Raw genomic sequence first — 24692 nt, forward strand, 5'->3', positions numbered from 1 at the left:
GGAGTTCTTCCGGCGGGGCGCAAAAGACAGGATCCGTAAGCGGTTAGGCCTTCTTCATGGCCTCGATCAGTTCCGTAAGGCCCTGGGCCTGGGCGGCCAGGTCGGACACGGCCCTGGCGGCCTCCGCCATGGCTTCGGCGGTCTGTCTGGACATGTCGTTGACCTGGACGATGGACTGGTTGATTTCTTCGGAAGCTGCGGACTGCTCCTCGCTGGCCGTGGCAATGGCATTGACCTGGTCGCCGGTGGCTTCCACAGTGGCCACGATTTCCTGCAGGGCCGCGCCGGATTGGCTGGCAAGTTCCGTGGCCTCGCCGATGCGTTCCACGGCATTGTCCACGCCGGTCATGCTTTTGGCGGTGCTCTCCTGGATGGCCTTGATGGCGTTGCCCACGTCGTTGGTGGAGGCCATGGTCTTTTCAGCCAGCTTGCGCACCTCGTCGGCCACCACGGCAAAGCCGCGTCCTGCCTCGCCCGCGCGGGCCGCTTCAATGGCCGCGTTGAGGGCCAGCAGGTTGGTCTGGTCCGCAATATCCGAGATCACGCCCATGATCCGGGTGATGTCCTGGGCGTGCTCGTTGAGCTGGGTCATGTCGCCCTTGAGCTCCAGGGACATCTGATGGACCTGTTCGATGCTGCGCACGGCCTTTTCCACTACCTGGGCCCCGGCCTCGGCCTTTTCCTTGGTATCGGCGGAAGCCGCGGAGGCCGAACCCGCGTTTTTGGCGACTTCCTGGACCGTGGCGTTCATTTCGTTCATGGCCGTGGCCGCTTCGGACAGGCGCTGGGCGGATTCCGCCGCGCCCCGGTCGGACTGCTCGATCTGGGCCGACAGCTCGCTGGATGCCGAGGAAACCACGTTGCCCACTTCCTCCAGCTTGTCGGCTGCCGTCAGCATGGCCTGGGTTTTGGCCTGCGCTTCCTTGCTCGCGGCCTCGGCCTGGGTCATGGCCTCCTGGGCTTTGCGGGATTCCTCCTGGGCGGAAGCCGAAAGGGCCTCGGCCTTTTTGATGCCTTCGATCAGGGAGGCAATCATCTTTTTCAGGGAGGTGCTCAGCATCTTCACTTCGCCGCCGAAGCGCTCGTCCTCAATGGGCTGTTCCAGATTGCCGTCCGCAATGATTTCCGCCGTCCTGGCCAGATAGTTGATGGGCTTCACAGAGGAGCGGATCAGCAGGAAGATCACCACCAACAGCACCACCAGGGTGGCGACGCACAGGGCGACGGTCATCCGGCTGATGGAATTGGCCTGGGCCAGCACCTCGTCCATGGGCGCGATGACGGCCAGGTACCAGTGCTGGCTGCTGCCCCGGATCGAGATGGGCTGATAGTAGCGGAAGACCCGGCCTTCCTTGGTGTTGACTTCTTCGGTGTAGACTTTGCCGGCCTTGAATGCCTCGGCCGCTGCCTTGGGATCATTGAACCTGTTGATGTCAAACAGATTCTTTCCTTCCAGGTCTTTGGACTTGTGGGCCACCACCAGGCCCAGATCGGTGATAAGGCCGGCGTAGCCGCTGTCATAAACGGTAATGCCGGTGATCATCTCCTTCAGCTTGTTCAGGGAGACGTCCACCACAACGGTGCCCCGGAACACGTTGTCCACGATAATCGGATACGAGGCCGTGGACATGGGGATGGGCTTGCCGTTGACCGTGAAAGGATAGGGATCGGAAAAATAGGGCGCCAGCGTCTTTTTGGGCACGGTATAATAGAATTTTTCAAGTTGGTCGCCCAAGTCCGTGATTGCCGCGCCCGTGGCCGAATAGGAGAGGAAGCGGCCTTCGGCGTTGCTGCCCGGCACGCCCCGGTAGGCCTCGTCCTTGCCGTCAAAGGCGTTGGGTTCCCACATGACGCCGCAGCCGAAGAGTTCGGGATTGCCCAGATGCAGGCCTTCTTCCATGGCCATCAGGGTTTCCCGCGAGGGAATCAGGCCTTTTTTCAGGCTCTGTTCCAGGCTGCTGGCCAGAGCGCCTGCCTCGTTGACGGCCATGTTTAGAAGGCTGCGGACGAAGTTGCCGTTCTGCGCGGCCAGGGCGGACAATTCTCTTTTTGCGACGCTTTCGATGGCTTGCGAACTTTTGGACTGGATCTGCCAGGTGAGGAAACTCAAGATCACCACCAGCACGATGGTAACGGGAAGAACAATTTTGGGGGTCATGCGCAGATGGCGGTACCAGGCTAACATGGCATCTCCTTATAATGATTATGGATCTTTAATTCTCTCTCTCTCTCTCTCTCCATAAGCGTCTCCTCCCATTGAAAATATATATCCATGGGACGAACAGCACGACCGCAGGCAAACGCCGAAGCTCCACGGAGGTCGCCATGGTTGGATGGGTTTACCTTTTCTTTACGGATAAAAAGGTTCTTCTCTTAGGGATAAAAAGAATAATTTTAACATGCCGGAGCAAAACGACCCCGCTGTTGCAGCGGAAACCCCTTTGAACTCAGGCAGATGCCTTGCGCGTGTTCAGCGCGCGGAGGAGGGCGGGGATGCGCCGGTTTCGCCGTCGGCGGCGCTGATGGCCGCGCTCAGTTCACGGGCCAGCACATCCGCGAAATAGGGGGGGAGCCCGGCTTTCAGCCGGATGCCGTGGCGCACCAGCAGGCCCAGACGCATCTGGCTGCTGGCTACGGCATTGCGGTTGGAAATGTTTTTCAGGTTTGCCCGGCTGGGGCGGCGGGCGCTGGGCACGCGCCGCTGGACCAGCAGCACGTCGGCCAGCAGGGCGGTGCCGCCTGTGCCGGAGAGTTTGGAGGGGCCGTCATAGCCTGCGTCCACCACCGCGCGCAGGCTGTCCGGGTCCACCGGGCCCGCCGCGAGCACGGAAATCTGCACAATATACCCGGCCTGGCTGGGATTGTCGGTCACGGTGAAGCCCTTGCGGCCCAGCCAGGCTTCAGCCTGGGAACGGAGATGGAAAACGCGGTTGGTCATGTCGCGCACGTTCACATAGGCCACATTGGGGATGTCCTCGTCCCCGGCCCGGTTCAACGCGCCGGAGCGCAATACCTCCACCTCCCCGGCGTCGCCGTCGCGCTGGCGGACGCAGGCATTGAGCGGAATCAGGCTCAGACCCAGAAGCAGCAGAAGAAACAATCGCGCTATGGGCATACGGCTCCTTGCATGCGGCGGGCCGTTCTGTTCGCGGTCCGTCGGAAAAATACAATTTGCGGCTTGCGCCCGGCAAGCCGCCCTTACAAGTGTACGTCGCCCGGCACGGCGGGGGAACGATGTCACGCAACGTTTTTCAGGGCGTAAGGGCGTTGAGAACTTCAAGGCTCAGCTTGTCTTCCAGGGCGGGCAGGCTGTCCTCGCGGCCCATATCGGCCCCCTCGGCGCTGACGGCCACCTGGCGCATGTCGGCTTCGGCGGGCTCGCGTCCGTCAGGGCTGATGCCGACCCTGGCCCGCATGCCCCAGACCTTGCTTTTGCCGTGGCTGTCCAGCAGGGCCACGCCCAGGCCCAGCAACGCGCCGCCGCCCGCGCCCCAGCCCGCGCCGCTGCGGCCGTTGACGTCCACAGCGCTGCCCAGCAGCATGCCGAGCATGGCCCCGGTGGCCGCGCCGCCCAGGGCTTTGCCCGCGCTGACCGGCTCATTTTTGGAACCCAGGGGGTAAATATCCTCAATGCGCACGCGTACCAGAATGTCGGCGCCGTCGGCCGCGTCGGCCGGGGCCAGGCCGCGTTCGCTCTGGATATAGGCCGTGAGCATGGATTGCAGGTCCGCGTTCAGATTGGGCTCGCCGCCGCTGACGGCCACGTGCACGCTCTGTCCGCTCTTGACGGCCACGCGCGGCAGAGGGGCGAAAGGGCCCTGGGAACCTTGGGGAACCTGGGCCGTTGTGCCGTCCGGCATGGTTCCCGCGTCTCCGGCCCGGCGCCCGGCGCAGGCGGCCAGCAGGCAGCAGAGCGCCAGCGCCAGGAAGGGCAAAGCATGACGGCATGACTTGCGGAACGCGCGCATACAACATCCTTTCCGGCCGGGGACGGAAGGATTTCCGGGCCGACCGGTAGTATCTCATTAGCCCAGATGAACCTCCCTGTCCACCGCGCGGGAAAAACGGGGCGGGCGGGATTCCGTCGGGCCGCCGCACTTGACGCCGCGAACTTTTGTCGTATCTTGCCCCTACAATAATGAATGCAATGAACCCGGAACGCCGGAAGCTCCGCCACGGGGCCGCCGGACGTCCGGATAAGGACGGCGCATGGGCAAACAGCTGATCATAGTGGAATCTCCGGCCAAGGTGAAAACCATCAAAAAATTTCTGGGGCCGCAGTACGCGGTACAGGCCAGTGTGGGCCATGTGCGCGATCTGCCTTCCAGTTCCCTGGGCGTGGACGAGGCCAACGATTTCGCGCCCCATTACGAGGTGATCGAGAACAAGAAGAGCGTGGTCAGCGAACTGCGCGCCGCCGCGGCCAAGGCCGACACGGTCTACCTGGCCCCGGACCCGGACCGCGAGGGCGAGGCCATTGCCTGGCACGTGGCCGAGCTGATCCGCGACAAGGCCAAGGACATCAAGCGCATCCAGTTCAACGAGATCACGGCCAAAGCCGTCAAGGACGCCCTGGAGCACCCGCGCGACCTCAATGTCAATCTTTTTGACGCCCAGCAGGCCCGGCGCGTGCTGGACCGCCTGGTGGGCTACAAGATTTCGCCCCTGCTCTGGAAAACCATCAAGCGCGGCATTTCCGCCGGGCGCGTGCAGTCCGTGGCCCTGCGTCTGATCGTGGAGCGCGAGGCCGAGCGCGAAGCCTTCAAGCCCGAGGAATACTGGCTGTTCAAGGCCCTGCTGTCCGCCGACGTGCCGCCGCCGTTCAAGGCGGAACTGGTCAAGGTCAGCGGCAAGAAGGCCGTCGTCAGCAACGCGGAACAGGCGAACACGCTGGAGGCCGCGCTCAAGGGCAAGCCCTTTGTGGTGGAAAGCGTGGAGGAAAAGGAGCGCGAGCGGGCGCCCCAGCCGCCCTTCATCACCTCCACCCTGCAGCAGGCGGCCAACCAGCGCCTTTCCTACACGGCCAAGCGCACCATGAATATCGCCCAGCGCCTCTATGAAGGCGTGGAACTGGGCGACAAGGGCCTTACGGCGCTGATCACCTACATGCGTACCGACTCCACGCGCATCGCGGACGAGGCGCGCCAGGCGGCCCGTGATTTCATCGTTCAGACCTTCGGGCAGGACCATCTGCCCAAAAAGGCCCGCATCTACAAGGCCAAGGGCGGAGCCCAGGACGCCCATGAAGCCATCCGCCCGGTGGACGTGACCGTCACCCCGGACATGGTCAAGCCCCACCTGCCGCCGGAACAGTACAATCTCTACCGCCTGATCTGGTCGCGTTTCGTGGCCTCGCAGATGGCCGGGGCCCGCTTCCACGACACCACGGCCCTGATCGCCTGCGCCCACACTCTCTGGCGGGCCAAGGGCGAACGCCTGCTCTTCCCCGGTTTTCTGGCCGTGCTGCCGCGCGGCAAGGAAGAGGCCGACGCCGAGCTGCCGCCGCTCAAGGCAGGGCAGACCCTGACCCTGGACAAGCTGGAAAAGGAACAGAAATTCACCCAGCCTCCGGCCCGCTACAGCGAAGCCAGCCTGGTGCGCGAACTGGAAGAGCTGGGCATCGGCCGCCCTTCCACCTACGCGGCCATTATTTCCACTTTGCAGGACCGCGACTACGTGCATCTGGCCGAGCGCCATTTCGTGCCCACGGACCTGGGCCGGGTGGTCTGCCGCCAGCTCACCGAGCACTTCGCCAAGCTCATGGACGTGGGGTTCACGGCCCAGATGGAGGAAGGGCTGGACAAGGTGGCCGAGGGCGGCCGGAACTGGGTGGACCTGATGCGCGCCTTCGCGGCGGACTTCAATCCCACCCTGGACGCGGCGGCCAAGAATATGCAGAGCCTCAAGGGCGGCCTGCCCACGGACCTGCCCTGCCCGGACTGCGGCAAGCCCCTGCTGATCAAATTCGGCAAGGCGGGCGCGTTCCTGGCCTGTTCCGCGTATCCGGAATGCCGCTACACCAGCAACTTCGCGCGTACCGAGGACGGCAAGGTGGAAGCCGTGGCCCAGGAAAAGCCGCAGTATGAAAAGGTGGGCCAGTGCCCGCGCTGCGGCAAGGATCTGGTGATCAAGAAGTCGCGCACCGGCAGCCGCTTTATCGCCTGCACGGGCTATCCGGCCTGCGATTATGCCGCGCCCTTTTCCACGGGCGTGCCCTGCCCGCGTTGCGGCAAGGGCAGCCTGGTGGAAAAGAGCAGCAAGCGCGGCAAGATCTTCTACTCCTGCGACCAGTATCCCCAGTGCGATTTCGCTCTCTGGGACAAACCCGTGCCCGGCCCGTGCCCGCGTTGCGACTCCCCCTACCTGGTGGAGAAAAAGAGCCGGGACGGCGTCAAAATCATTTGTCCGGTCAAGGGCTGCGGCTATGTGAAGGAGGACGGCGATGCGTAAGGGTTCCAAAAAGGAAACGCCGCCTGATCCGGCCCCGGAAACGCCGCGCGGCGGCGTTCCGGAAGATGTCCCCTCCCCGGCGGACGAGGACTGCCTGGAAGAGCGCCTGGCCGTCCTGCTGGCCGCCGGGATTCCCGCCGTATTGCTGACCATCGTCAGCAGCCGGGGTTCGGCCCCGCGTCACGCCGGCACCCGCGCCCTGCTCACGGCGGCCGGTCTGGAGGGCACGGTGGGCGGAGGCGCGCTGGAGGCCCGCGCCGTGGAAGCGGCCCGCCAAAGCCTGGAAAGCGGCATTTCCGCCCGCGTCGCCTGCGATCTCACCGGTTTGAGCCCGGCCAGCGACATGATCTGCGGCGGCAGCATGGAGGTGCTCTGCGAAGCGCTCGGACAGGAACAGGCCCGGCTGTTCGCCCTGGCCGCACAGGTGCTGCGCGAGGGCGGCCGGGGCGCCTGGATCGTGGATGTGAGCCGCGAGAGCCTGCCGCAACGCCGCCTGCATCTGGCGGCCCTGCCGGAAACACCGGCGGAGGGTCCGGAGGACTGGGCGGCCCTGGCCGCCTCCGGCGCGGTACGCACGGACCTGGAGGCGGCAATCCCCCTGCTGGAAGAAATCAAAAACAAGCCCGGGCTGATCAGCCTCGGGGAGCGCTCCGTCTATGTGGAACCCCTGGACGCGCCGCCCGTGCTCCTGCTCTGCGGCGGCGGGCATGTCTCGCTGGAGGTGGCGGCCCTGGCCCATGCCTGCGGCTTTGTGGTGGACGTGGTTGACGACCGTCCGGAATTTTCCGATCCGGCGCGTTTTCCCATGGCCCGGCGTTGCCTGACCCTGCCCGGTTTTGAAAACCTGGTGGAGGCCTGCGGCATCGGGCGGCGGCATTACGTGGCCATTGTCACGCGCGGGCACAGCTTCGACCGCGAGGCTTTGGCCCAGGCCCTGACCAGCCACGCCGCCTACATCGGCATGATCGGCAGCAAATCCAAGCGCGAGCAGGTCTATGCCTTTTTGCGCGCCCAGGGCGTGCCCGACGCGGAACTGGCGGCGGTGCGCTGTCCCATCGGCCTGTCCATCGGCGCGGAGACGCCGCGGCAGATCGCCGTGTCCGTGGTGGCCGAACTGCTGGCCGCGCGCGCCGGAACGTTGCAGCGCCTGCGTTTTGAGGATTGAGGGCACGCGACGCATCCTCCCGCTGGGGATATCGCATTACCTTATTGCCCACTCGTCGCCGGTTATGATTCAGCCTTCCCCCACCCGCCCTTGACATTTGCTTTCAGACAAGGCTAGGTCGAGATGGGGAGACCGGCCATATGGAATTTACCTTAGGGGCGCTGCTGATCGCCTTTCTGCTTTTCCTCTATCTGGAGACCAAGCGCAAGACGGCACGTCTGCAGCGCCTGATCGCCGAGGAAAAAAGCGGCATTGCCGACGCGTCGCGCATGACGGCCAGCATCGGCGTCTTTTATCCGGATTCGCAGACCACGGTGATCATCGGGGCTTCCGAGGAATTCGGGGCCTTTTATTACCGCATGTTGCGCCAGAGCAAGGTAATCAACCGCAGCAAGATTAATCTGGCCAATATCGCCCGGGTGGATCTGCTGATCAACAGCCGTCCGCACGAGTTTGACTACGACTCGGAGCAGGCTACCACCTCGCTCCGGGCCACGGAGCTTTCCGGCAGGGTCTTGAGCCGCTTCTCGCCCGAGGAACTTAAAACCATCCAACGCGCGGCCCTGCGGATCAGCTTCTTCAGCGAAACCGGCAGCGAAAAAAATCTGGACATCACCGCCCTGCGCGCCGGTGACGAGCGCCACCGTTTTCAGCGCGTCCAGCTGCTGAAAAACGCCATCTGGTGGGTCGCCTTTCTGGGCATCGCCAGCCGCCAGGCCCGGCATCTGCGCACCCGCCTGGAAGAGGGCGCCGCGGAATCGGAATAGAGCATTTCAACTTTGAAAAAGTTGAAATGCGAGGCGGCGGGATTCAGCCGAGGCGACCGCAGGCAGCCTGAAGGGCTGCCCCTCTTGGCGGCAACGGCCAAGCTACGGCGGGACGCCTGGGGCAGCGCTTCCTTTATTGCGCTGACCGCGTCTCGGCTGAGGGAGAGGCGTTTTTTTGAAAAAAATTTCACCTGTTATTTCAGTTGGTTACAAAATGAGGACGCGGGTAGTTAACTACCTGAAATAACTGGAAATTCGCCAAAGCAGCTTTTTCGTCTCTTCTTGGCCCGTTTCTTGCTTTTTCCCTTGAAATATGCTTTTTAGAAGGCTGTTTGAGCCCCTTTTTATAGGGTCTGCGCCCGGATTCCGTTCGGGCGCAGTTTGTTCGCCGATGCGTTTGTGTTGCGGCGAAGCCGCGCCGGCCGCAGGGCCGGCGGGTTGATTTGGAGCATTGTAGCTTTGAAACGTTGCCGTGTTCCGGAGACTGCGGGAACGGATGTCCGCGCCGCGAAACGGCGCGGATTCCCCGGAAGTCGCATTTTCGGCGGAATGAACCCCTGAAACCGCAGCGCGGTTCAAAGGTAATTTGCCCAGGGAGCGCCCCGGATTTCTCACGCCCGGAGGCGCCGACCGCCGCAACACGCCCGCCGGGCGGCAAGAGCGCTTCACGGCGCTGACTTTCAAAAGACCTGCCCGGAGCGGGCCCACGTATTCAACGCGGAGCGGCTCCGCGTCAAAAAAGGCTTTTTCGGCGCGCGCACAGCGCCGCGCGCAACGGAGTAGTGCATGACCATGAGATCGCTGATTTTCTTTTCCCTTGCAGTGGGCCTCTGCCTGGCCCTCGTCGCCTGCGGCGACGGCAAAAAAGCCCAGCAAAGCGCGTTGCCCCCGGTGGCCGTCTTTGACGTGACGGTGGCCGACGTGCCTTGGTCCGCCGAGTATCAGGCCCAGGCCTCGGGTTCGCGCGCCGTGGAAGTGCGTGCGCGCGTGGAGGCCATTATTGAAAAGCGCCTGTATGAGGAAGGCGATTTTGTGAAGCAGGGGCAGCTCCTGTTCCAGCTGGAGCGCGACCAGTACGAAGCCAAGGTCCAGCAGGCCCAGGCGCAGTTCAACAACGCCGAACGCGAATGGAAGCGCATCCGGCCGCTTTACGAAAAGAACGCCGTTTCCCAGAAGGAGCGCGACAACGCCCGCGCCGCCTATGAAAGCGCCAAGGCCGAATTGCGCCAGGCCAGGATCAATCTGGATTACTGCCAGGTGACGGCGCCGGTTTCCGGCTACAGCAGCAAGGAAAACTTCACCCCCGGCAACCTGGTGGGCAATAATTCCCTGCTTACCTACGTGAACCAGACCGACCCCATGTACATCGACTTTTCCATCGCCGCGCCCGAACGCATGCGCCGCCAGCAACTGGCCGCCGCCGGGCGGCTGCGCTTCCCGGACAACGGGCATTACAAGGCGCAGCTGCGCCTGCTGGACGGCACCATGTACAAGGGTGAGGGCGAAGTCACCTTCATCGACAGCCAGGTACAGCCCAGCACGGGCGTCATCAAGGCCCGCGCGGTCTTCGCCAATGCCGACGGACACATCATGCCCGGCCAGTATGTGCGCCTGTTCATGGAAGGCGACGTGCTCACCAACGCCGTGCTTATTCCCCAGAAGTGCGTCCTGCTGACCCAGAAAGGGGCGCTGGTCATGGCTCTGGACAAGGACAACAAGGTATTTCCCGTTCCCGTCACCCTCAGCGTGGCCGTGGGCGACCGCTACCTGGTGGATTCCGGCCTCAAGGGCGGCGAGAGGATCATCAGCGAGGGCCTGGTCAAGGCCCGGCCCGGAACCCAGGTGCGCGTGCAGGAAACCGCCGCCCAACAACAGCAGGCTCAGACTCCCGCCGCTCAAAAGTAGGTACATATGGCCGCTTCCGCTAAGCCGAATCTCTTTTTGCGCCGGCCGGTCCTATCGGCCGTCATATCCATCCTGATCACCCTGGTGGGCGCGCTGGCCATGAAGGCCCTGCCCATCGCCCAGTATCCAGACCTGGTGCCGCCCACGGTCAACGTGAGCGTGTCCTATCCCGGCGCCTCGGCCGAGACCATCGCGGCCACGGTGCTGGCGCCTCTGGAAGTGAACATCAACGGCGTGGAAAACATGCTCTACATGACGTCCACCGCCGCTTCCGGCTCCGGCTCGGGCAGCATCAACGTCTACTTCTCTTTGGGCACCAACCCGGACATGGCCCTGGTCAACGTCAACAACAAGGTCAACCTGGCCCAGACCCTTCTGCCCGAAGAGGTGCGCCGCCAGGGCGTGACCGTGGTCAAGCGTTCCCCGGCCATGTTGCAGGCCTTCGCCTATTATTCGCCCGACGGCCGCTACGATGAGGTCTATATCCACAACTGGATGCAGATCAACGTGGTGGACGAGCTCAAGCGCGTGCCCGGCGTGGGCGACTGCTCCGTGTTCGGCTCCATGAGCTATTCCATGCGTATCTGGCTCCAGCCGGACAAACTGGCCAAATACGGCTTGACGGTCGGCGAGGTGGCCCGGGCCATTCAGGACCAGAACTCGCAGTACGCTCCCGGCCGCCTGGGCGACATGCCCTCGCCGTCCTCCACCCAGCTCACCTGGCAGATCGACACGGAGGGGCGCCTGGTCACGCCCGAGCAGTTCGGGGAGATCATCGTCCGCACCGGCGAGGACAGCGCCATGCTGCGCCTCAAGGATGTGGCCCGCATTGAGCTGGGCGGCCAGGATTACAGCGTGGGCTCCCGCTACAACGGCATGGTGGCGCGCATGGGCGCGGTCTATCTGCTGCCCGGCGCCAACGCCATCGCCACCGGCGATCTGGTCCTGGCCCGCCTGGAAGAGATAGCCAAAACCCTGCCCGACGGCATGGCCTACAAAGTCGTGGTGGACACCAACGACTTTGTTATGGAATCCATCAAAGAAGTGATCAGCACCCTGGTGGAGGCCATGATTCTGGTGTTCATCGTGGTCTATGTCTTCCTTCAGAACTGGCGGGCCACCCTGATCCCCTGCATTGCCGTGCCGGTGTCCATTATCGGCACCTTCGCGGGCATGTACGCCCTGGGCTACTCCATCAACACCCTGACTCTCTTCGGCATGGTGCTGGCCATCGGCATCGTGGTGGACGACGCCATCGTGGTGCTGGAAAACGTGGAACGCATCATGAGTTCCGAGCATCTGCCGCCCAAGGAGGCCACGGCCAAGGCCATGAACGAGGTCACGGCCCCGGTTATCGCCATTGTGCTGGTGCTCTGCGCGGTGTTCATTCCGGTGTCCTTCATGGGCGGTCTGGCGGGTCAGATGTACAAGCAGTTCGCCATCACCATTTCGGTATCCGTGGTGCTCTCGGGCATTGTGGCGCTGACGCTCACGCCGTCGCTCTGCGCCCTGCTGCTCAAGCCCCACGCCCATGACTACAAGCCGCCGCGCGCCTTTACCTGGTTCAACTACGCCTTCGGCAAGGTGACCCACCGTTATCTGCGCGCCGTGCGCTTCATCAAGGACTCGGGCCTGCGCGCCATGATCCTGTTCAGCGTGATGGTGGTCGCCATCGTCTGGCTGCTCAAGGTGGTGCCCGGCGGCCTGGTGCCCAACGAAGACCAGGGCTACATCCTGGGCATGGCCATCCTGGCCGACGGCGCGTCCCAGCACCGGACCACGGCGGTCACCGACACCCTGACCGACTTTGTGCTCAAGGATCCTTCGGTGGACGGCATCGCCACCATCAACGGTCTGGACATCACCTCCATGGCGGTCAAGAGCAACTACGGCACCTTCTTCGCCACCCTCAAACCCTGGGATCAGCGCAAGGGGCCGGGGATGTCCGCCGACGACCTGACCAAGAAGGTCATGGCCGTGACCATGATGCAGCCGGAAGCCGTGGTGCTGGGCTTTTCGCCGCCGCCCATCAGCGGCATGAGCACCACCGGCGGTTTTGAAGGCTATATTCAGATGCGCGGCGACGGCACCATCTACGATCTGGAAAAGGAGGCCAACGCGGTGGTGGCCGAGGCCACGGCCAAAAAGGCCGACGGCACGCCCAAGTATCCGGCCATCGGCAGCGTGCAGAACCTCTTTTCCACCGGCGCGCCCCAGCTCTACGCCAACCTGGACCGCGAGCGCTGCAAGGACATGGGCGTGAGCGTCAGCGACGTGTTCACGGCCATGGGCGCCACCTTCGGCACAACCTATGTGAACGACTTCAACTACATGGGCCGCACCTTCCAGGTGCGCATGCAGTCCGAGGCGGCCTACCGCATGCTGCCGGAGTCGCTCAACGACGTCTTTGTGCGCAATGACAAGGGCGAGATGATTCCGCTCACCGCCGTCATGACTCTGGAGCGCCGCACGGCCCCCCAGGTCATGGAACGCTACAACGTGTTTCCGGCCGCGCACATCATGGGCAACCCGGCCGACGGCTATTCCTCGGGCCAGGCACTGGACGCCATGGAGCAGGCCGCCAACGCGGTGCTGCCCAACGACTTCAGTCTGGGCTGGGTGGGTTCGGCCCTGCAGGAAAAGCTGGCCAGCGCCGACACCACCATCATCTTCGTGCTGGCTCTGGTCATGGTCTTCCTGATTCTGGCAGCCCAGTATGAATCCTGGTCCCTGCCCCTGGCCGTGCTCACCGCCGTGCCCTTCGGCGTGTTCGGCGCGCTGGTGGCTACCTGGATGCGGGACCTGTCCAACGACGTGTACTTCCAGGTGGCTCTGGTCACCCTGGTGGGCCTGGCGGCCAAAAACGCCATCTTGATTGTGGAATTCGCCGTGGAATCCTGGCGCGACGGCCGCAGCCTGGACGTGGCCGCCATGCAGGCCGCGCGCCTGCGTTTCAGGCCCATCGTGATGACCTCCCTGGCCTTCATCCTGGGCTGCGTGCCGCTGGCCATCAGCTCCGGCGCGGGCGCCAACAGCCGCCACGCCATCGGCACGGCGGTCATCGGCGGCATGCTGGCGGCCACCTGCATCGCCACGCTCTTTGTGCCGTACTTCTTTAAGGCCATCATGCAGCTTTCGCTGAAATTGCAGGGCAAGAAAGACCCCAATGAAGGCAAGAGCCGTTTTGATGACGATCCGGAGGATATATGAGCGCCCCCTATAAAGCCCGCCGGGCTCCGGCCTTTGCCGCGGCCCGCGCGCTGACGCTGGCGATGACGCTGACCCTGCTGCTTTGCGCCTGCTCGCTGGCGCCGCGTTATGAGCGGCCCGGGCAGGACATCCCCGAGCAATGGCGCAAGGTGGATCTGGGTTCCACGCCGTTGAACACCGACTGGTGGACCCGCTTCAACGACCCCGTGCTCACGGCCATGGTCGAGGAAGCCCTGAAAAACAACCAGGATCTGGCCGAATCCCTGGCGAAGATCGATTCCGCGGCTGCCCAGGTGGGCATTGCCACCTCTCAGTTGTTGCCCACGGTCAGCGGCGACGCGGCGGCCACTTCGCAGAGCTCGTCCACCAAGATCGCCAACTACAGCACCCTGGCCGACCGTTCCAACACCAATTACCAGGGTTCGCTCAACGCCTCCTGGGAACTGGATTTCTGGGGCAAGTACCGCAACAATTACACGGCCCTTTCCGACGTGTTGATGAACACCGTGGTGGGGCACGAGGCCTTGCGCCTTTCCGTGGCCGGGCAGACGGCCCAGGGCTATTTCGCCCTGCTGGCCCTGGACATGCAGCTGGACACGGCGCGGCGCACGCTGAAAAGCCGCGAGGATGCCTTCGGCATCTACACCAGCCGCTACAAGCAGGGCGACATCACCGAGCTTGACTGGCAGCGGGCCAGGGCCGAGGTGGAAACCGCCCGCGCCCAGGTGCACACCAGCACCGTGGCCGTGGACCAGGCCGAGGCCGCCCTGGCCGTGCTGCTGGGCCGCTCGCCGCGCGACATCATCAACCGCGCCATGCCGCGCGGGCAGGCCATCGGCATGCTGCCCTCGCCGCCGGTGCTGCCCGAGGGCCTGCCGTCCGAACTGCTGGAGCGGCGGCCGGACGTGCGCGCCGCCGAATACATGATCATGGCCTACAATGCCAATATCGGCGTAGCCCGCGCCCAGTTCTTCCCGTCCATCTCCCTGACGGGCATGCTGGGCACGCTCAGCGCGGCGGTGGGCAATCTGTTCACCGGTCCGGCCGGAGCCTGGAGCTACGGGGCCACTGGAACGCTGCCCATCTTGGACTTCGGCCGCAACTGGTATAATCTGAAAGACGCGGAAGCCCAGAAAAAGGCCGCCATCGCGGTGTATCGCAAGACAGTGCAGACGGCTTTCAAAGACATCCGCACTTCGCTCACCTCGCAGCGCGAGGCGGACGCCATTGTGCGCAGTATGCAGATTCAGGTGGAAAGCCTGCGCCGCTCGGTGGACATCGCCCGCTTGCAGTATGACAACGGCTATACCGACTATCTGACGGTGCTGGATGCCGAACGCCAGCTCTTTGCCGCCGAGCTGCAACTGGCCTCGGCCCTGCGTGACCGTCTTGACGCGGTGGTCAGCGTCTGCATGGCCCTGGGCGGCGGCTGGGAGGATCCCGGCAAGAGCCCGAGCTTCCCGGTGGTCAATACCGAACGCCTGCTGCAGGAAGAAACCGGCGCGGGCAAGGCGATGCCCACGCCCGCGGCGCAGTCCAGGTAGCTGGACCGCACAGATCCGTTCCTGACGCCCCGCCGGGATGGACAGCAGGCCTTCCGGCTGAGCTGTCCGTCCCGGCGGGGCTTTTTACGATGAAAAGCCGGGGCGGGAACGCCGTTCTCGGGGAAGGCCCCGGGCTTCTTTTATCTTGGGAATGGTGCGCTGATGCAAAAAGACCGGCTTTCTTCGCTGGAGTGCGGGAGAAAGCCGGTCTTTTTTACAGGCGGGAAGGGGAGTTAGCCCTGCTTCATTTCGTGGATGAGCCCCGTGAGGTTTTGGGCCTGGGCGGCCAGCTCGGTTACGGCTTTGGCGGCTTCGGCCATGGCCTCGGCGGTCTGGCGGGACATGTCGTTGACCTCCACGATGGTCTGATTGATTTCCTCGCTGGCGGCGGACTGCTCCTCGCTGGCCGTGGCAATGGCGTTGACCTGGTCGGCAGTGACCTCCGCGTTCTTCACGATCTCCTGCAAGGCCTGTCCGGACCGGCTGGCCAGATCCGTGGCCAGGCCGATGCGTTCCACGGCATTGTCCACGCCGCCCATGCTCTTGGCCGTGCTTTCCTGGATGGCCTTGATGGCATTGCCCACGTCATTGGTGGAGGCCATGGTCTTTTCGGCCAGCTTGCGCACCTCATCGGCCACCACGGCGAAGCCGCGCCCGGCTTCGCCGGCCCGCGCCGCTTCAATGGCAGCATTGAGGGCCAGCAGATTTGTCTGGTCCGCAATGTCCGAAATCACGTTCATGATCCGGGTGATGTCCTGGGCATGCTCATTGAGCTGCACCATGTCCTCCTTGAGAGCCAGGGACATCTGATGCACTTCTTCAATACTTTGCACGGCTTGTTCCACAATATGGGAACCGGCGGCGGCTTTTTCCCTGGTTTCGGCCGAGGCGGTCGAGGCGGAACCGGCGTTTTGGGCGACTTCCTGGACCGTGGCGTTCATCTCGTTCATGGCCGTGGCCGCTTCGCCCAGGCGCTGGGAGGATTCGCCCGCGCCACGGTCGGACTGCTCGATCTGGGCCGACAGCTGGGTGGAGGCGGAGGAGACCACCGAGGCCACTTCTTCCAGCCTGTCGGCGGCGGTCAGCATGGCCACGGTCTTGGCTTGGGCTTCCTTGCCGGCGGCTTCGGCTTTTTCCATGGCAAGCGTGGCTTCATCGCTCTTGACCTGAGCTTCGGCGGACTTGGCGTTGGCTTCCTCGATTTTTTCGTTCAGGGAATCCACCATACTGTCCAACGCCTCGGAAAGGCGTCCGAATTCATCCCGTTGCTCCAGGCGCAGCCTCTGGTCCAGCTCGCCCCGGGCCACGGACTGGGCGAAGCCGAGGGTTTTGGCCATGGGCGTTGTGATGGAGCGCGTCAGGAAGATGCCGATCAGAAGCCCGAGCACAAGGAGTGCCGCGCAGACGCCGAGGATCACCTTCACGCTGTCATTGGAAGTCTGCGCAACGTTTATGACAGTATCGGTCCGCAGTTTGGTCGTCTGTGAGGTTATTTCATCCATGAGGACCAGGGCGGCCTCTCTGGCCTGATTGCTCTCGACGTTCAAGGCATCGGTTTTGTCCCAGAGTTCGAGCATATTGCGTTGCGCATCGCGGAAGGTTTCCGTGTCCTTGCGCATGACGCTGATCACCTCGCGCCATTTCGGATTAGTGACCTTGGCCAGCAGATTGTTGATGTCGGCGAGCACCTTGGGGAAAAGTTTGGTGACATTGTCTTTGGAATATTCGCGGTTCTGCTCGGCCATGCTGCGCAGCATTCTGATCCGGATATCGTTGATGCCCTCGGCTATGGCGTCGGCCGCCTCAAGACGATCCAGGCGCAGGCCCATTTCCGCGATGTCGCCTCTGGCCTGGGCTTCCCGGAAGGTTTTGAGCATTCCCTGCTTGTAGTCGCTTACGGCGATGCCGGCCCTGAGGCCGGCGGGGATCATGATGCCGCGAGTTTGGATGAAGGCTTCATTGGTCGCATGAACATTGCGCAGGGTCGTTCCAAATTGTTTGAATTTCTCCTGCAACTGTGTGCTCAATCTGGTATCAATGAGCGAATCCTTCTCGATGAATTTGACTAGGCTGTCGATCTGACCGTCTACAGCGAGCAGGCTTTTTTCTGTGGCGTCCCAGTATGACTTTTGCCCGGTCAGCAGATACATATTCATGCTGGCGGGCACGTCCTTGAGAGTGCTCTGGGCTGTGGCGGCCATCTCGTCCATGGGCATATAGCTTTCTTTAATGGACGTCATGCCGTCACCGATGCCCATGAGCGTGTCGATGGAAAACACGCCGTTCAAGAGCACCAGCAAAAGGATAGTGCCTATGCCCAACGCCATTTTTATTCCGATTTTCAAATTCTTCATCGATTCCCTCCTCACAGGAGACAAAGATTTTTCACCGTCCCGGCGGGCGGTCTTAGCGGCAGGGCCGCGAAAAATTGCGGTGGGTATCGCCGGAGCGGGCCGCTCCGGCCCCTTGCCTGCCCTGATGGTTTTTCTTCCTTCCATGATTGTTTTTGTATATCGAAAACCTTATCGTCCTCCTTAATTACGGCAAAACCGGAGCGCCTCAGTGTACACAAAGGCGCTCCGGTCTCAGCAACCGCAAGCAGATGAATGTATCAGAAAGCTCTCTTTCCAAAGAAAAAATTTGAAAACATATACTCCATACATTGTTTCGAGATAAGAGAAATAATAAACATAAAGGAATAGAAATTTTTTGATATGCCATCTTATTTGTGTATATGATGACGAGAATGCATAAATTATTTATATCCGTCATTACCTGGTCGGTAATTTCCAATAAAACTTTAGATTGTTCAAGACGGTTTGCTATGGAATTTTCTTCCGGGCATGCGGCACATCGCGGGCTTGCATTTTTACGAAGATCCCCTCTGAAAAAGAGCCGTCCGGGCTTTACAGGGACGCACGGCCTGAAGTAAGAAAAAGCATGAAGAACCGATGGATGATGATTTTCACCGCTATTGCGGCCTTGGCCTGCGGCGTGTATTGGCCCGCGGCCTCATTCGCGGCGGCGGAACAGCGTGTCGCGCCGCAAGCTGCCGGAATGCGTCCCGCGACGGACAGGCATCCGGCCGGGGCCGCGTCCGGGCAAAACCGTCCGGGGGCGGGCGCCAAGGCCGACGCCCGGAAAAAGAAAGCCCTGCACGGCAATGCCTGGGCTTTCGGACAGTCGGATGACCGCGATGCCGCCATCTGGCGCCAGGGCACGCCCGTGCGGAGCCTGCATGACCGCGCCGTGAGCAAGACCGGGGTCAAGAAGAAAGCCATGAACACCGCGCCGGGCATCGACAATGCCCTCAATGAAGCGGCCGGAAGCAAGAAGAAAAAGAGCGGCCTGGCCCTCAGCGTGGAAAATGAAACCTCCACCTGGCGGGAGCGCCTGCCCACGGAGACCGCGCGGCCGGATGAAATTCTGCCTCTGGAAAGCCGCCATGTGGTGCGGGCTTTTGCCGATGTGGAAGCCGGAGAGGATCTGAGCATCAGCGTGGGCCCGGAGCTGATTCTCAAGGACGAGCAGAACCGGGATCACAGCGCCAGCAACAGTCAGCCGGATTCGGCGCTGGGGCTTGGCATGCAGTTCAAGCTGGACTTTTAGAGACTGTCGTCGCGAGCGTCTTTTCGGTTATCTCCGCGTCGAACATCGCCTTTTAGCTCGGTCGCGCTAGCCGTTCACAGCTCTGCTGTGTTACGGATAGCGATAGTGATTTCGATGAAAGGAATTTTGTGTAACTCATTGCTGTCTTCATCCGTAGCTTCCTTCGTCGCAATGGATAAAGCGAGTACCAGAAGAGTACACTCCCTGCATGCTTTAGCCGTTATGCGAAGAACGAGCATTACGGATAAAGACAGCAGCGCTAAAAGGCTCGTTCTCCTTAATATAACACGAAAATCCGTCTCGTAGCGACTGTCTCTAGAGCAGATTAGCTTTGAAATTCTACAAATTTCAAAGTGAAATTGCTCTGGGGAAGCGCCAAAGGGCCACGCAACAGGCTCCTTTTTATTCGGATTTGCTTTTGCGGGGCGTCCATGGAACCACTGGAAGCCAAAAGCTATCTCGCGCCCTATGACCCGGCCGCCAGGCCGGTAGTCTGGTTTAATGACGACTTTCCCCCCGATACCTGGAGCAAGCCCCATGTGCATCCCTGGGGCGAACTGGCCTACACCGGGCACGGCTGCATGGTCATGTGCACGGAACAGGGCAACTGGCTGGCCCCGCCCCAGCGGGCCGTCTGGGTGCCCGCCGGTTGCCGCCATGAGTGGTACGTGCCTTGCGAAGCCAGGGATTGCAGCCTCTGGATCGGCCAGCGTGTTTTGCTGGGGGTGGAGCGTTTCGCCCGCTGCCACGTGATGGAGATCACGCCCCTGGTGCGCGAACTGCTGCTGCACCTCACGCCGCAACCCTATTCCTACGGCGCGGACGCCCGGGGCCGCCTGGTGGCCGTGCTGCTGGACCTGCTTCTGGAATCGCCGGAAGAGGCGCAGCCGCTGGCCATGCCCCGCGACCACCGCCTGGTGGAGCTGTGCACGGCCCTGCTCACCACGCCCGGCGTGTCCACTTCCCTGGCGCAGTGGGCCGAGCGCCTGGGCATGTCCGAGCGCAATCTGGCCCGTCTTTTTCGTCGGGAAACCGGCACCTCCTTCCGCACCTGGCGGCAGCGCCAGCGGATGCAGGCGGCCCACAACCGCCTGAAACAGGGCGAGAGCGTCACCTCCGTGGCCCTGGACAGCGGCTATTCCTCGATTTCAGCCTTTATCGCCACTTTCAAGCAGGTCTTCGGGCGCACGCCGGGCTGCGTTCTCCGGGCGCGCGGCGGCAAGCAAGCCTGAACGCGTTGCTCCTCCCTCCATGCCTTCGCCATTGCCAGTCGCCTTTTCATGTCCTTTTTTGTCCGATTGCCGACAGATTTTGTCAGATTTCCGCAAGCAGTCCGTCCGCGAAAGACGCTATCTGAAAATTGAGGAAAAGAATCAGCCGGACTTCCCGGAGCGGATGCGTTTTGAAATCGCGGCCACGTAAATCTGCTCCGGATCCCGGCCCCAACGAGGCAAGCCGTGTCAGGACAGCACGTTCAGTAACAGACCAGTACCCACGCGGAGGATATGCCATGTCGGACATCAGGATCAAAAATTTCATCAACGGCGAATGGCAGGAAGAGGCAGGCGGCAAGCGCGTGCCGCTCTACAACCCCTCCACCGGCGAGGAAATCGGCAGCGTGCCCATTTCCGGACCGGCCACGGCCGAGGCGGCCATCGCCACGGCCCACGCGGCCTACAGGCCCTGGCGCAACCTCTCCATCGGCAAGCGCATGGCCTATCTCTACAAAATCCATGACTGCATGGTGCGGGATCTGGAAAAACTGGCCCAGGCCATTGCTCTGGACCAGGCCAAGCATATTTCCGAAGCGCGCGGCGAAGTGCAGCGGGTGATCGAAATCCTGGAATCCGCCGCGGCCACGCCGTCCACGATCCAGGGCGACACCCTGGATTACATCTCCACCAATATCTCGGCCAAGGTGGTACGCCAGCCCCTGGGCGTGTTCGGCGGGGTGGCTCCCTTCAACTTCCCGGCCCTGGTCTTCGGCTGGTTCATTCCCTACGCCATTGCCGTGGGCAATACCTTCATCTTCAAACCCTCCACCCAGTCGCCCTATTTCATGCAGCTCATCTGCGAGATCTTCATGGAAATCGGGCTGCCCGCGGGCGTGGTCAACGTGGTGCACGGCAACCGCGACATTCCCGGTTCCTGGTATGAGGACCCGCGCATGGCCGGCGTCTGTCTGGTGGGCTCCACGCCCACGGCCAAAGCCATGGCCGCGGGCTGCGCCAAGGGGGCCAAGCGTTCCATGCTGCTGGGCGGGGCCAAGAACCTGCTTCTGGTCATGGAAGACAGCAATATGGACGTCTTCATCAACAACTTCCTCAATTCCTGCTACGGCTCCGCCGGGCAGCGCTGCCTGGCCGGGTCCATCGTGGCCGCCGTGCCGGAAGTTTACGAGGAAGTGCTGGAGCGCATGATCGAGGCCTCCAAAACCGTCAAGGTGGGCGACGCCTTTGACCCCGACGTCTACATGGGGCCGCTGATTTCCCGCAAGGCCGCGGACAATGTGCTCAATTACGTGGATATCGCCCTCAAACACGGCCAGGGCTGCAAGCTGGTTCTGGATCGCCGCCGGGTGGACCTGCCGGAAAAGAACAAGAACGGTTTCTTTGTCGGCCCCTGCATCATCCGCGACGTGACGCCCTGCAACCCCCTGTTCACCACCGAGGTGTTCGGTCCTCTGGTGGCCACCATCAAGGTGGCGGACATTCACGACGCCATCGAGCTGGTCAACAGTTCGGAATACGGCAACGGGGCCTGCATTTTCACCCAGAACATGCATTACGCGGACGTGTTCAGCCGCGATACGGATGTGGGCATGGTGGGCGTCAACGTGGGCATCTGCGCGCCGCATCCCTATGTGCCCTTCGGCGGCATCAAGGGCTCCCTGCTCGGCACGGACAAGGTGCAGGGCAAGGGCGGCATAGACTTTTTCACCCAGCACAAGGTCACCACGACGCGCACCTATGATCCCAAGGGCAAGGCCGGTCAGGCCGCCCCGGTCGCGCCGCGCGTGCGCTCCTGCGTGGCTTCGTAGCGCATCAGGCTTCGCGGGGCGCGGCATGCCCGCGTCCCGCCCCGACACCCTCTCACCCTGGAGGCATGAGGATGAAACTGCGCAATCTTTTGGGGCCGGCCCTCGCGGCCGTGCTTTTCCTGGCCGCCGCGCCCGTGTTGCAGGCCAAAGAATTGGTCAAGGTTCCCATGGGCTGGATGAACGAAAACGAAACCTTCGCCGCATGGCTGGCCCATGAGCGCGGCTGGGACAAGGAAGAAGGCCTGGATTTCGAAGTCAATTATTTCAATTCCGGTATGGACATCGTCAACGCCACGCCCTCCGGTTCCTGGGTGGTGGCGGGCAACGGCGCGGTGCCCGGCGTCTGGGGCGGCCTGCGCTACGACACCTATGTGATCGCCATCGGCAATGACGAATCCTACACCAACGGCGTGCTGGTCCGCCCGGACAGCCCCATCGCCAAGGTCAAGGGCTGGAACAAGGACTTCCCCGACGTATTGGGCAGCCCGGAAACCGTGCGCGGCAAGACCTTCCTCTGCACCACCATGTCCTCGCCGCACATGGCTCTTTCCTCCTGGCTCAAGGTACTGGGCCTCACGGACAAGGACGTGGTCATCAAGAACATGGATCAGCCCCAGGCCTTGGGTGCGTTTGAAAACGGCACCGGCGACGGCGTGGCCCTCTGGGCGCCGCACCTCTACGTAGGCGAAGCCAAGGGCTGGAGGCTGGCGGGCAACATCAAGAATTGCGGCCAGACCCTGCCCATTGTGATCCAGGCAGACAAAAAGTATGCCGACGCCCATCCGGAAGTCATCACCGGCTTCCTGCGCGCCTATATGCGCGGCATCCACATGCTCAAGAACGAGCCCGCCGAATCCCTGGTGCCCCTGTACCGCCGTTTCTTCATGGACTGGGCGGGCCAGCAGTACACCCCGGAAGTGGCTCTCAAGGACATCAAGACCCATCCGGTCTTCAACTATGAGGAGCAGCTCAGGCTGCTGGACAATTCCAGGGGCATGAGCGAGGCGCAGCAGTGGCAGCGGTATCTGGCCGCCTTCTTTACCCAGTTGGGCCGCCTCACCCCTGAGGAATATGAAAGGGTCAAGAACGCCGACTATGTGACCGACAAGTTTATGAAGATGGTCAAGACGCCCATTCCGCCGTACGCCAAGTAGCCTTGCGGGCGCTGTCCTCGCTTGAACGGCGGTGAACCCGGCCCCGCGCGCCCTGAGCGCGCGGGGCTTTTTTACTTTGTCTACCTTGATGGGGGCAGACCACTATGCCGGGGGGTTCCTTTTATATTTCATAAGCGTGACCCGGGCCAAGCCGGTCAGCCGGACGCGTTGCCTCGCCACGCTGCTGGAACGCGGGCACGGGACCGGAAATCCCCGGCTGCTCATCGGAGTTCCCGTCGGCCACGGCGACGCCCGGCAGGCTTAGAACCAGAATGCACAGCAACGCCGCGAAAAACTCAAACAAGGATTGAAACCGCATCCTTTCTTCCGTCGAAGAGCAAAGCAAAGAGTAATGAGGGCTGGCCTGACCCTAAGGATTCTGAGCCAGAATCAGCTCCACCTCATCCACGCTGAGCCCGGCGTTGCGGGCGATCTGGCGGCTGGACAGCCCCTTGCGGCGGCCGTTGAGGATGATTTCACGCAGAAACTGCGGCGAACGACAGATGCCTTCGGCCTGTTCCAGCAGGCGGCGCAGTTCCTGGGCTCGTTCTTCCAGTTTTTCGTCCAGGCTGCGCAGTTCGGCCTGGCGCTGGGCGAAGGTCGCCACGATTTCCCGCTCCAGGCGCGCGTTCATTTCAATGCGGGCCAGCAGGCTTTCCTGATTGCCCTGTAAGGTGTTGAGCAGGGTTTCGGAGCGGCGCAGGCGCAGATAAAAAAAGAGCACGCCGCCCAGAATGAGCAGTTCCAAGAGGGAAAAAACAATGACCAGAGTGAGAAAAGGAGTGACGTTCATACTTTGACGTTCAGCAGATTGCCCACCAGCGGCGAGGGAGAGGCGCGCGGTTCGTCGTCTTCGGCATCGTACAGTGGAGGCCGCTTGCGGCGGCGGCTGCCGAACTGCGCGTTGCCGCCGCCGCGCCCGTCGGGCGTAATGTTGGGGCCTTCGGCTTTTTCGGTTTTTTCGATTTGCTGCTGTTCCTGGCGAGCCATTTCAGCGGCCAGAACCCGCGACATCGCCAGCGAGGCCTGGGGGGCCACGGCGGCGGCATTGGCCAGGGGAGCGGCCAGGCCCGTCTGGGCATAGAGTACGGCCATGGTGGCGTCAACGCTCATGGCGATTCCCCGGGCGTCCTTCAGAACGCCCTCATCTGAACTGCGGAACTTCCCTATTCATTCAGATAGCTTTCAAACAGAATATCCTCGATCTTGCCTTGCGTCAGATAGTCGTTGAGCACGGAGGTCAGATCCTTTTTGATGGCCGGGCCGTTGCGCGGGTCCATCAGATACTCGCTGCTCTTGCTGCGCAGATAATAATACATGGCGTCGCGCAGGGAAATCATCTTCTGGTCCATTTCCTTGCTCAGAGCGGCGTCCTTGCTTACGGCGGAAAATTTGCAGACCAGAAAACGGGCTCCGCCTTTGCCGTCATTGCGCGGCACCAGGAACGGGGCGAACTCCTTGACGTAGTCCGGCTTGACTTTCACCGCGGGCTTGGAGGGCACCACGATGACCTCGGGTTTGAGCGCCTCCGGCGCGGGCGGCGGCGTGCGCAGAAAAAACCACCAGACAGCCGCGCCCAGAATCAGCAGCAGGCCGACGCCCGCCCCGGCGGCCAGCAGCAGCTTTTTTTCCCTTTGTCTGGATTGGGCCGCGGCCTGATCCTCGGGCGCGGCGGGAAGATTGTCCTCCTGTTCGGCGGGCAGATCATCTTCCGTCGGCTGGAGGAAGGGCGCGTCGTCGAGATCCAGCTCCACCTTGGTCTGGCCGAGGCTGGGGCCCAGGCTGACCTGCATTTCGTCCTTGGGCGGAGCTGTTTTGAGTTCGGTTTCGTCTGCCACGCGTTTACTC

Annotated in this window: 19 protein-coding genes; 11 read left to right on the plus strand and 8 right to left on the minus strand. The window is 62.4% G+C overall.

The features are described from left to right. Positions 1-43 precede the first annotated feature (43 nt). From KH208_RS08645 to KH208_RS08655, 3 genes are all read right to left on the minus strand, one after another. A complete protein-coding gene (locus KH208_RS08645) occupies positions 44-2185 on the minus strand; it encodes a methyl-accepting chemotaxis protein (protein ID WP_291435522.1) in 2142 nt (713 codons plus the stop codon). Positions 2186-2470: 285 nt separating this feature from the next. Beyond that, entirely contained in the window at positions 2471-3115 is a 645-nt protein-coding gene (gene traT, locus KH208_RS08650; RefSeq protein WP_291435523.1) for a complement resistance protein TraT, read from the minus strand. Between the two features lie 136 nt (positions 3116-3251). After that, complete coding sequence (locus tag KH208_RS08655; protein ID WP_291435524.1) at positions 3252-3968, minus strand: hypothetical protein; 717 nt, start codon at positions 3966-3968, stop codon at positions 3252-3254. Between the two features lie 241 nt (positions 3969-4209). Here KH208_RS08655 and topA point away from each other — a divergent pair, with 241 nt between their 5' ends. From topA to KH208_RS08685, 6 genes are all read left to right on the plus strand, one after another. After that, entirely contained in the window at positions 4210-6450 is a 2241-nt protein-coding gene (gene topA, locus KH208_RS08660) for a type I DNA topoisomerase (protein ID WP_291435525.1), read from the plus strand. Continuing rightward, positions 6443-7615, plus strand: coding sequence for an XdhC family protein (locus tag KH208_RS08665; RefSeq protein WP_291435526.1), 1173 nt, complete (start codon positions 6443-6445; stop codon positions 7613-7615). Before topA ends, KH208_RS08665 begins: the two co-directional genes overlap by 8 nt. 140 nt (positions 7616-7755) lie before the next feature. Then, positions 7756-8382, plus strand: coding sequence for a thioredoxin (locus KH208_RS08670; RefSeq protein ID WP_291435527.1), 627 nt, complete (start codon positions 7756-7758; stop codon positions 8380-8382). A gap of 786 nt (positions 8383-9168) precedes the next feature. Next, complete coding sequence (locus KH208_RS08675; RefSeq protein WP_291435528.1) at positions 9169-10287, plus strand: efflux RND transporter periplasmic adaptor subunit; 1119 nt, start codon at positions 9169-9171, stop codon at positions 10285-10287. 6 nt (positions 10288-10293) lie between these two features. Further along, positions 10294-13497, plus strand: coding sequence for an efflux RND transporter permease subunit (locus KH208_RS08680; RefSeq protein ID WP_291435529.1), 3204 nt, complete (start codon positions 10294-10296; stop codon positions 13495-13497). Beyond that, the gene (locus tag KH208_RS08685) at positions 13494-15041 is read left to right on the plus strand and encodes an efflux transporter outer membrane subunit (protein ID WP_291435530.1); all 1548 of its coding nucleotides are present in this window, start codon (positions 13494-13496) and stop codon (positions 15039-15041) included. The genes KH208_RS08680 and KH208_RS08685 overlap by 4 nt, the downstream gene beginning before the upstream one ends. A 233-nt stretch (positions 15042-15274) precedes the next feature. On the opposite strand, the gene KH208_RS08690 is transcribed toward KH208_RS08685, so the two are convergent. Then, positions 15275-17395 carry a methyl-accepting chemotaxis protein gene (locus tag KH208_RS08690; protein ID WP_291435531.1) on the minus strand — a complete coding sequence of 707 codons (2121 nt, stop codon included), beginning with the start codon at positions 17393-17395 and terminating at the stop codon, positions 15275-15277. Between KH208_RS08690 and KH208_RS08695 the strand changes: the two genes are divergently transcribed. From KH208_RS08695 to KH208_RS08715, 5 genes are all read left to right on the plus strand, one after another. After that, entirely contained in the window at positions 17355-17579 is a 225-nt protein-coding gene (locus KH208_RS08695; RefSeq protein WP_291435532.1) for a hypothetical protein, read from the plus strand. The two genes, KH208_RS08690 and KH208_RS08695, sit on opposite strands and share 41 nt — an antisense overlap. A 402-nt stretch (positions 17580-17981) precedes the next feature. Beyond that, positions 17982-18650 carry a hypothetical protein gene (locus KH208_RS08700; protein WP_291435533.1) on the plus strand — a complete coding sequence of 223 codons (669 nt, stop codon included), beginning with the start codon at positions 17982-17984 and terminating at the stop codon, positions 18648-18650. A 431-nt stretch (positions 18651-19081) separates the two neighbouring features. Then, entirely contained in the window at positions 19082-19882 is an 801-nt protein-coding gene (locus KH208_RS08705) for a helix-turn-helix transcriptional regulator (RefSeq protein WP_291435534.1), read from the plus strand. A gap of 278 nt (positions 19883-20160) precedes the next feature. Next, entirely contained in the window at positions 20161-21690 is a 1530-nt protein-coding gene (locus KH208_RS08710; RefSeq protein WP_291435536.1) for an aldehyde dehydrogenase family protein, read from the plus strand. A gap of 71 nt (positions 21691-21761) precedes the next feature. Further along, positions 21762-22844: an ABC transporter substrate-binding protein gene (locus KH208_RS08715; RefSeq protein ID WP_291435538.1), complete on the plus strand. Its 1083-nt coding sequence runs from the start codon at positions 21762-21764 to the stop codon at positions 22842-22844. Between the two features lie 121 nt (positions 22845-22965). Here the strand turns inward: KH208_RS08715 and KH208_RS08720 are convergent, their stop codons facing one another. From KH208_RS08720 to KH208_RS08735, 4 genes are read right to left on the minus strand one after another with little or no spacing between them, the layout of a single operon-like run. Further along, on the minus strand, positions 22966-23163 hold the full coding sequence (locus tag KH208_RS08720; RefSeq protein WP_291435540.1) for a hypothetical protein: 198 nt from the start codon (positions 23161-23163) through the stop codon (positions 22966-22968). A 51-nt stretch (positions 23164-23214) separates the two neighbouring features. Beyond that, the gene (locus KH208_RS08725; RefSeq protein WP_291435542.1) at positions 23215-23637 is read right to left on the minus strand and encodes a hypothetical protein; all 423 of its coding nucleotides are present in this window, start codon (positions 23635-23637) and stop codon (positions 23215-23217) included. After that, positions 23634-23957, minus strand: coding sequence for a hypothetical protein (locus tag KH208_RS08730; RefSeq protein WP_291435544.1), 324 nt, complete (start codon positions 23955-23957; stop codon positions 23634-23636). Before KH208_RS08730 ends, KH208_RS08725 begins: the two co-directional genes overlap by 4 nt. A gap of 53 nt (positions 23958-24010) precedes the next feature. Further along, positions 24011-24682 carry a flagellar basal body-associated protein FliL gene (locus KH208_RS08735; RefSeq protein WP_291435546.1) on the minus strand — a complete coding sequence of 224 codons (672 nt, stop codon included), beginning with the start codon at positions 24680-24682 and terminating at the stop codon, positions 24011-24013. Between the last annotated feature and the right edge of the window lie 10 nt (positions 24683-24692).

It is taken from the genome of Desulfovibrio sp., assembly GCF_018379785.1.
Lineage (GTDB): Bacteria > Desulfobacterota > Desulfovibrionia > Desulfovibrionales > Desulfovibrionaceae > Desulfovibrio.

What these genes read in the sequence shown, in the direction of transcription:
- KH208_RS08645 (WP_291435522.1), bottom strand. Translation starts at nt 2,185, where the DNA reads ATGTTAGCCTGGTACCGCCATCTGCGCATGACCCCCAAAATTGTTCTT.
- traT (WP_291435523.1), bottom strand. Translation starts at nt 3,115, where the DNA reads ATGCCCATAGCGCGATTGTTTCTTCTGCTGCTTCTGGGTCTGAGCCTG.
- KH208_RS08655 (WP_291435524.1), bottom strand. Translation starts at nt 3,968, where the DNA reads ATGCGCGCGTTCCGCAAGTCATGCCGTCATGCTTTGCCCTTCCTGGCG.
- topA (WP_291435525.1), top strand. Translation starts at nt 4,210, where the DNA reads ATGGGCAAACAGCTGATCATAGTGGAATCTCCGGCCAAGGTGAAAACC.
- KH208_RS08665 (WP_291435526.1), top strand. Translation starts at nt 6,443, where the DNA reads ATGCGTAAGGGTTCCAAAAAGGAAACGCCGCCTGATCCGGCCCCGGAA.
- KH208_RS08670 (WP_291435527.1), top strand. Translation starts at nt 7,756, where the DNA reads ATGGAATTTACCTTAGGGGCGCTGCTGATCGCCTTTCTGCTTTTCCTC.
- KH208_RS08675 (WP_291435528.1), top strand. Translation starts at nt 9,169, where the DNA reads ATGACCATGAGATCGCTGATTTTCTTTTCCCTTGCAGTGGGCCTCTGC.
- KH208_RS08680 (WP_291435529.1), top strand. Translation starts at nt 10,294, where the DNA reads ATGGCCGCTTCCGCTAAGCCGAATCTCTTTTTGCGCCGGCCGGTCCTA.
- KH208_RS08685 (WP_291435530.1), top strand. Translation starts at nt 13,494, where the DNA reads ATGAGCGCCCCCTATAAAGCCCGCCGGGCTCCGGCCTTTGCCGCGGCC.
- KH208_RS08695 (WP_291435532.1), top strand. Translation starts at nt 17,355, where the DNA reads ATGCCCAACGCCATTTTTATTCCGATTTTCAAATTCTTCATCGATTCC.
- KH208_RS08690 (WP_291435531.1), bottom strand. Translation starts at nt 17,395, where the DNA reads ATGAAGAATTTGAAAATCGGAATAAAAATGGCGTTGGGCATAGGCACT.
- KH208_RS08700 (WP_291435533.1), top strand. Translation starts at nt 17,982, where the DNA reads ATGAAGAACCGATGGATGATGATTTTCACCGCTATTGCGGCCTTGGCC.
- KH208_RS08705 (WP_291435534.1), top strand. Translation starts at nt 19,082, where the DNA reads ATGGAACCACTGGAAGCCAAAAGCTATCTCGCGCCCTATGACCCGGCC.
- KH208_RS08710 (WP_291435536.1), top strand. Translation starts at nt 20,161, where the DNA reads ATGTCGGACATCAGGATCAAAAATTTCATCAACGGCGAATGGCAGGAA.
- KH208_RS08715 (WP_291435538.1), top strand. Translation starts at nt 21,762, where the DNA reads ATGAAACTGCGCAATCTTTTGGGGCCGGCCCTCGCGGCCGTGCTTTTC.
- KH208_RS08720 (WP_291435540.1), bottom strand. Translation starts at nt 23,163, where the DNA reads ATGCGGTTTCAATCCTTGTTTGAGTTTTTCGCGGCGTTGCTGTGCATT.
- KH208_RS08725 (WP_291435542.1), bottom strand. Translation starts at nt 23,637, where the DNA reads ATGAACGTCACTCCTTTTCTCACTCTGGTCATTGTTTTTTCCCTCTTG.
- KH208_RS08730 (WP_291435544.1), bottom strand. Translation starts at nt 23,957, where the DNA reads ATGAGCGTTGACGCCACCATGGCCGTACTCTATGCCCAGACGGGCCTG.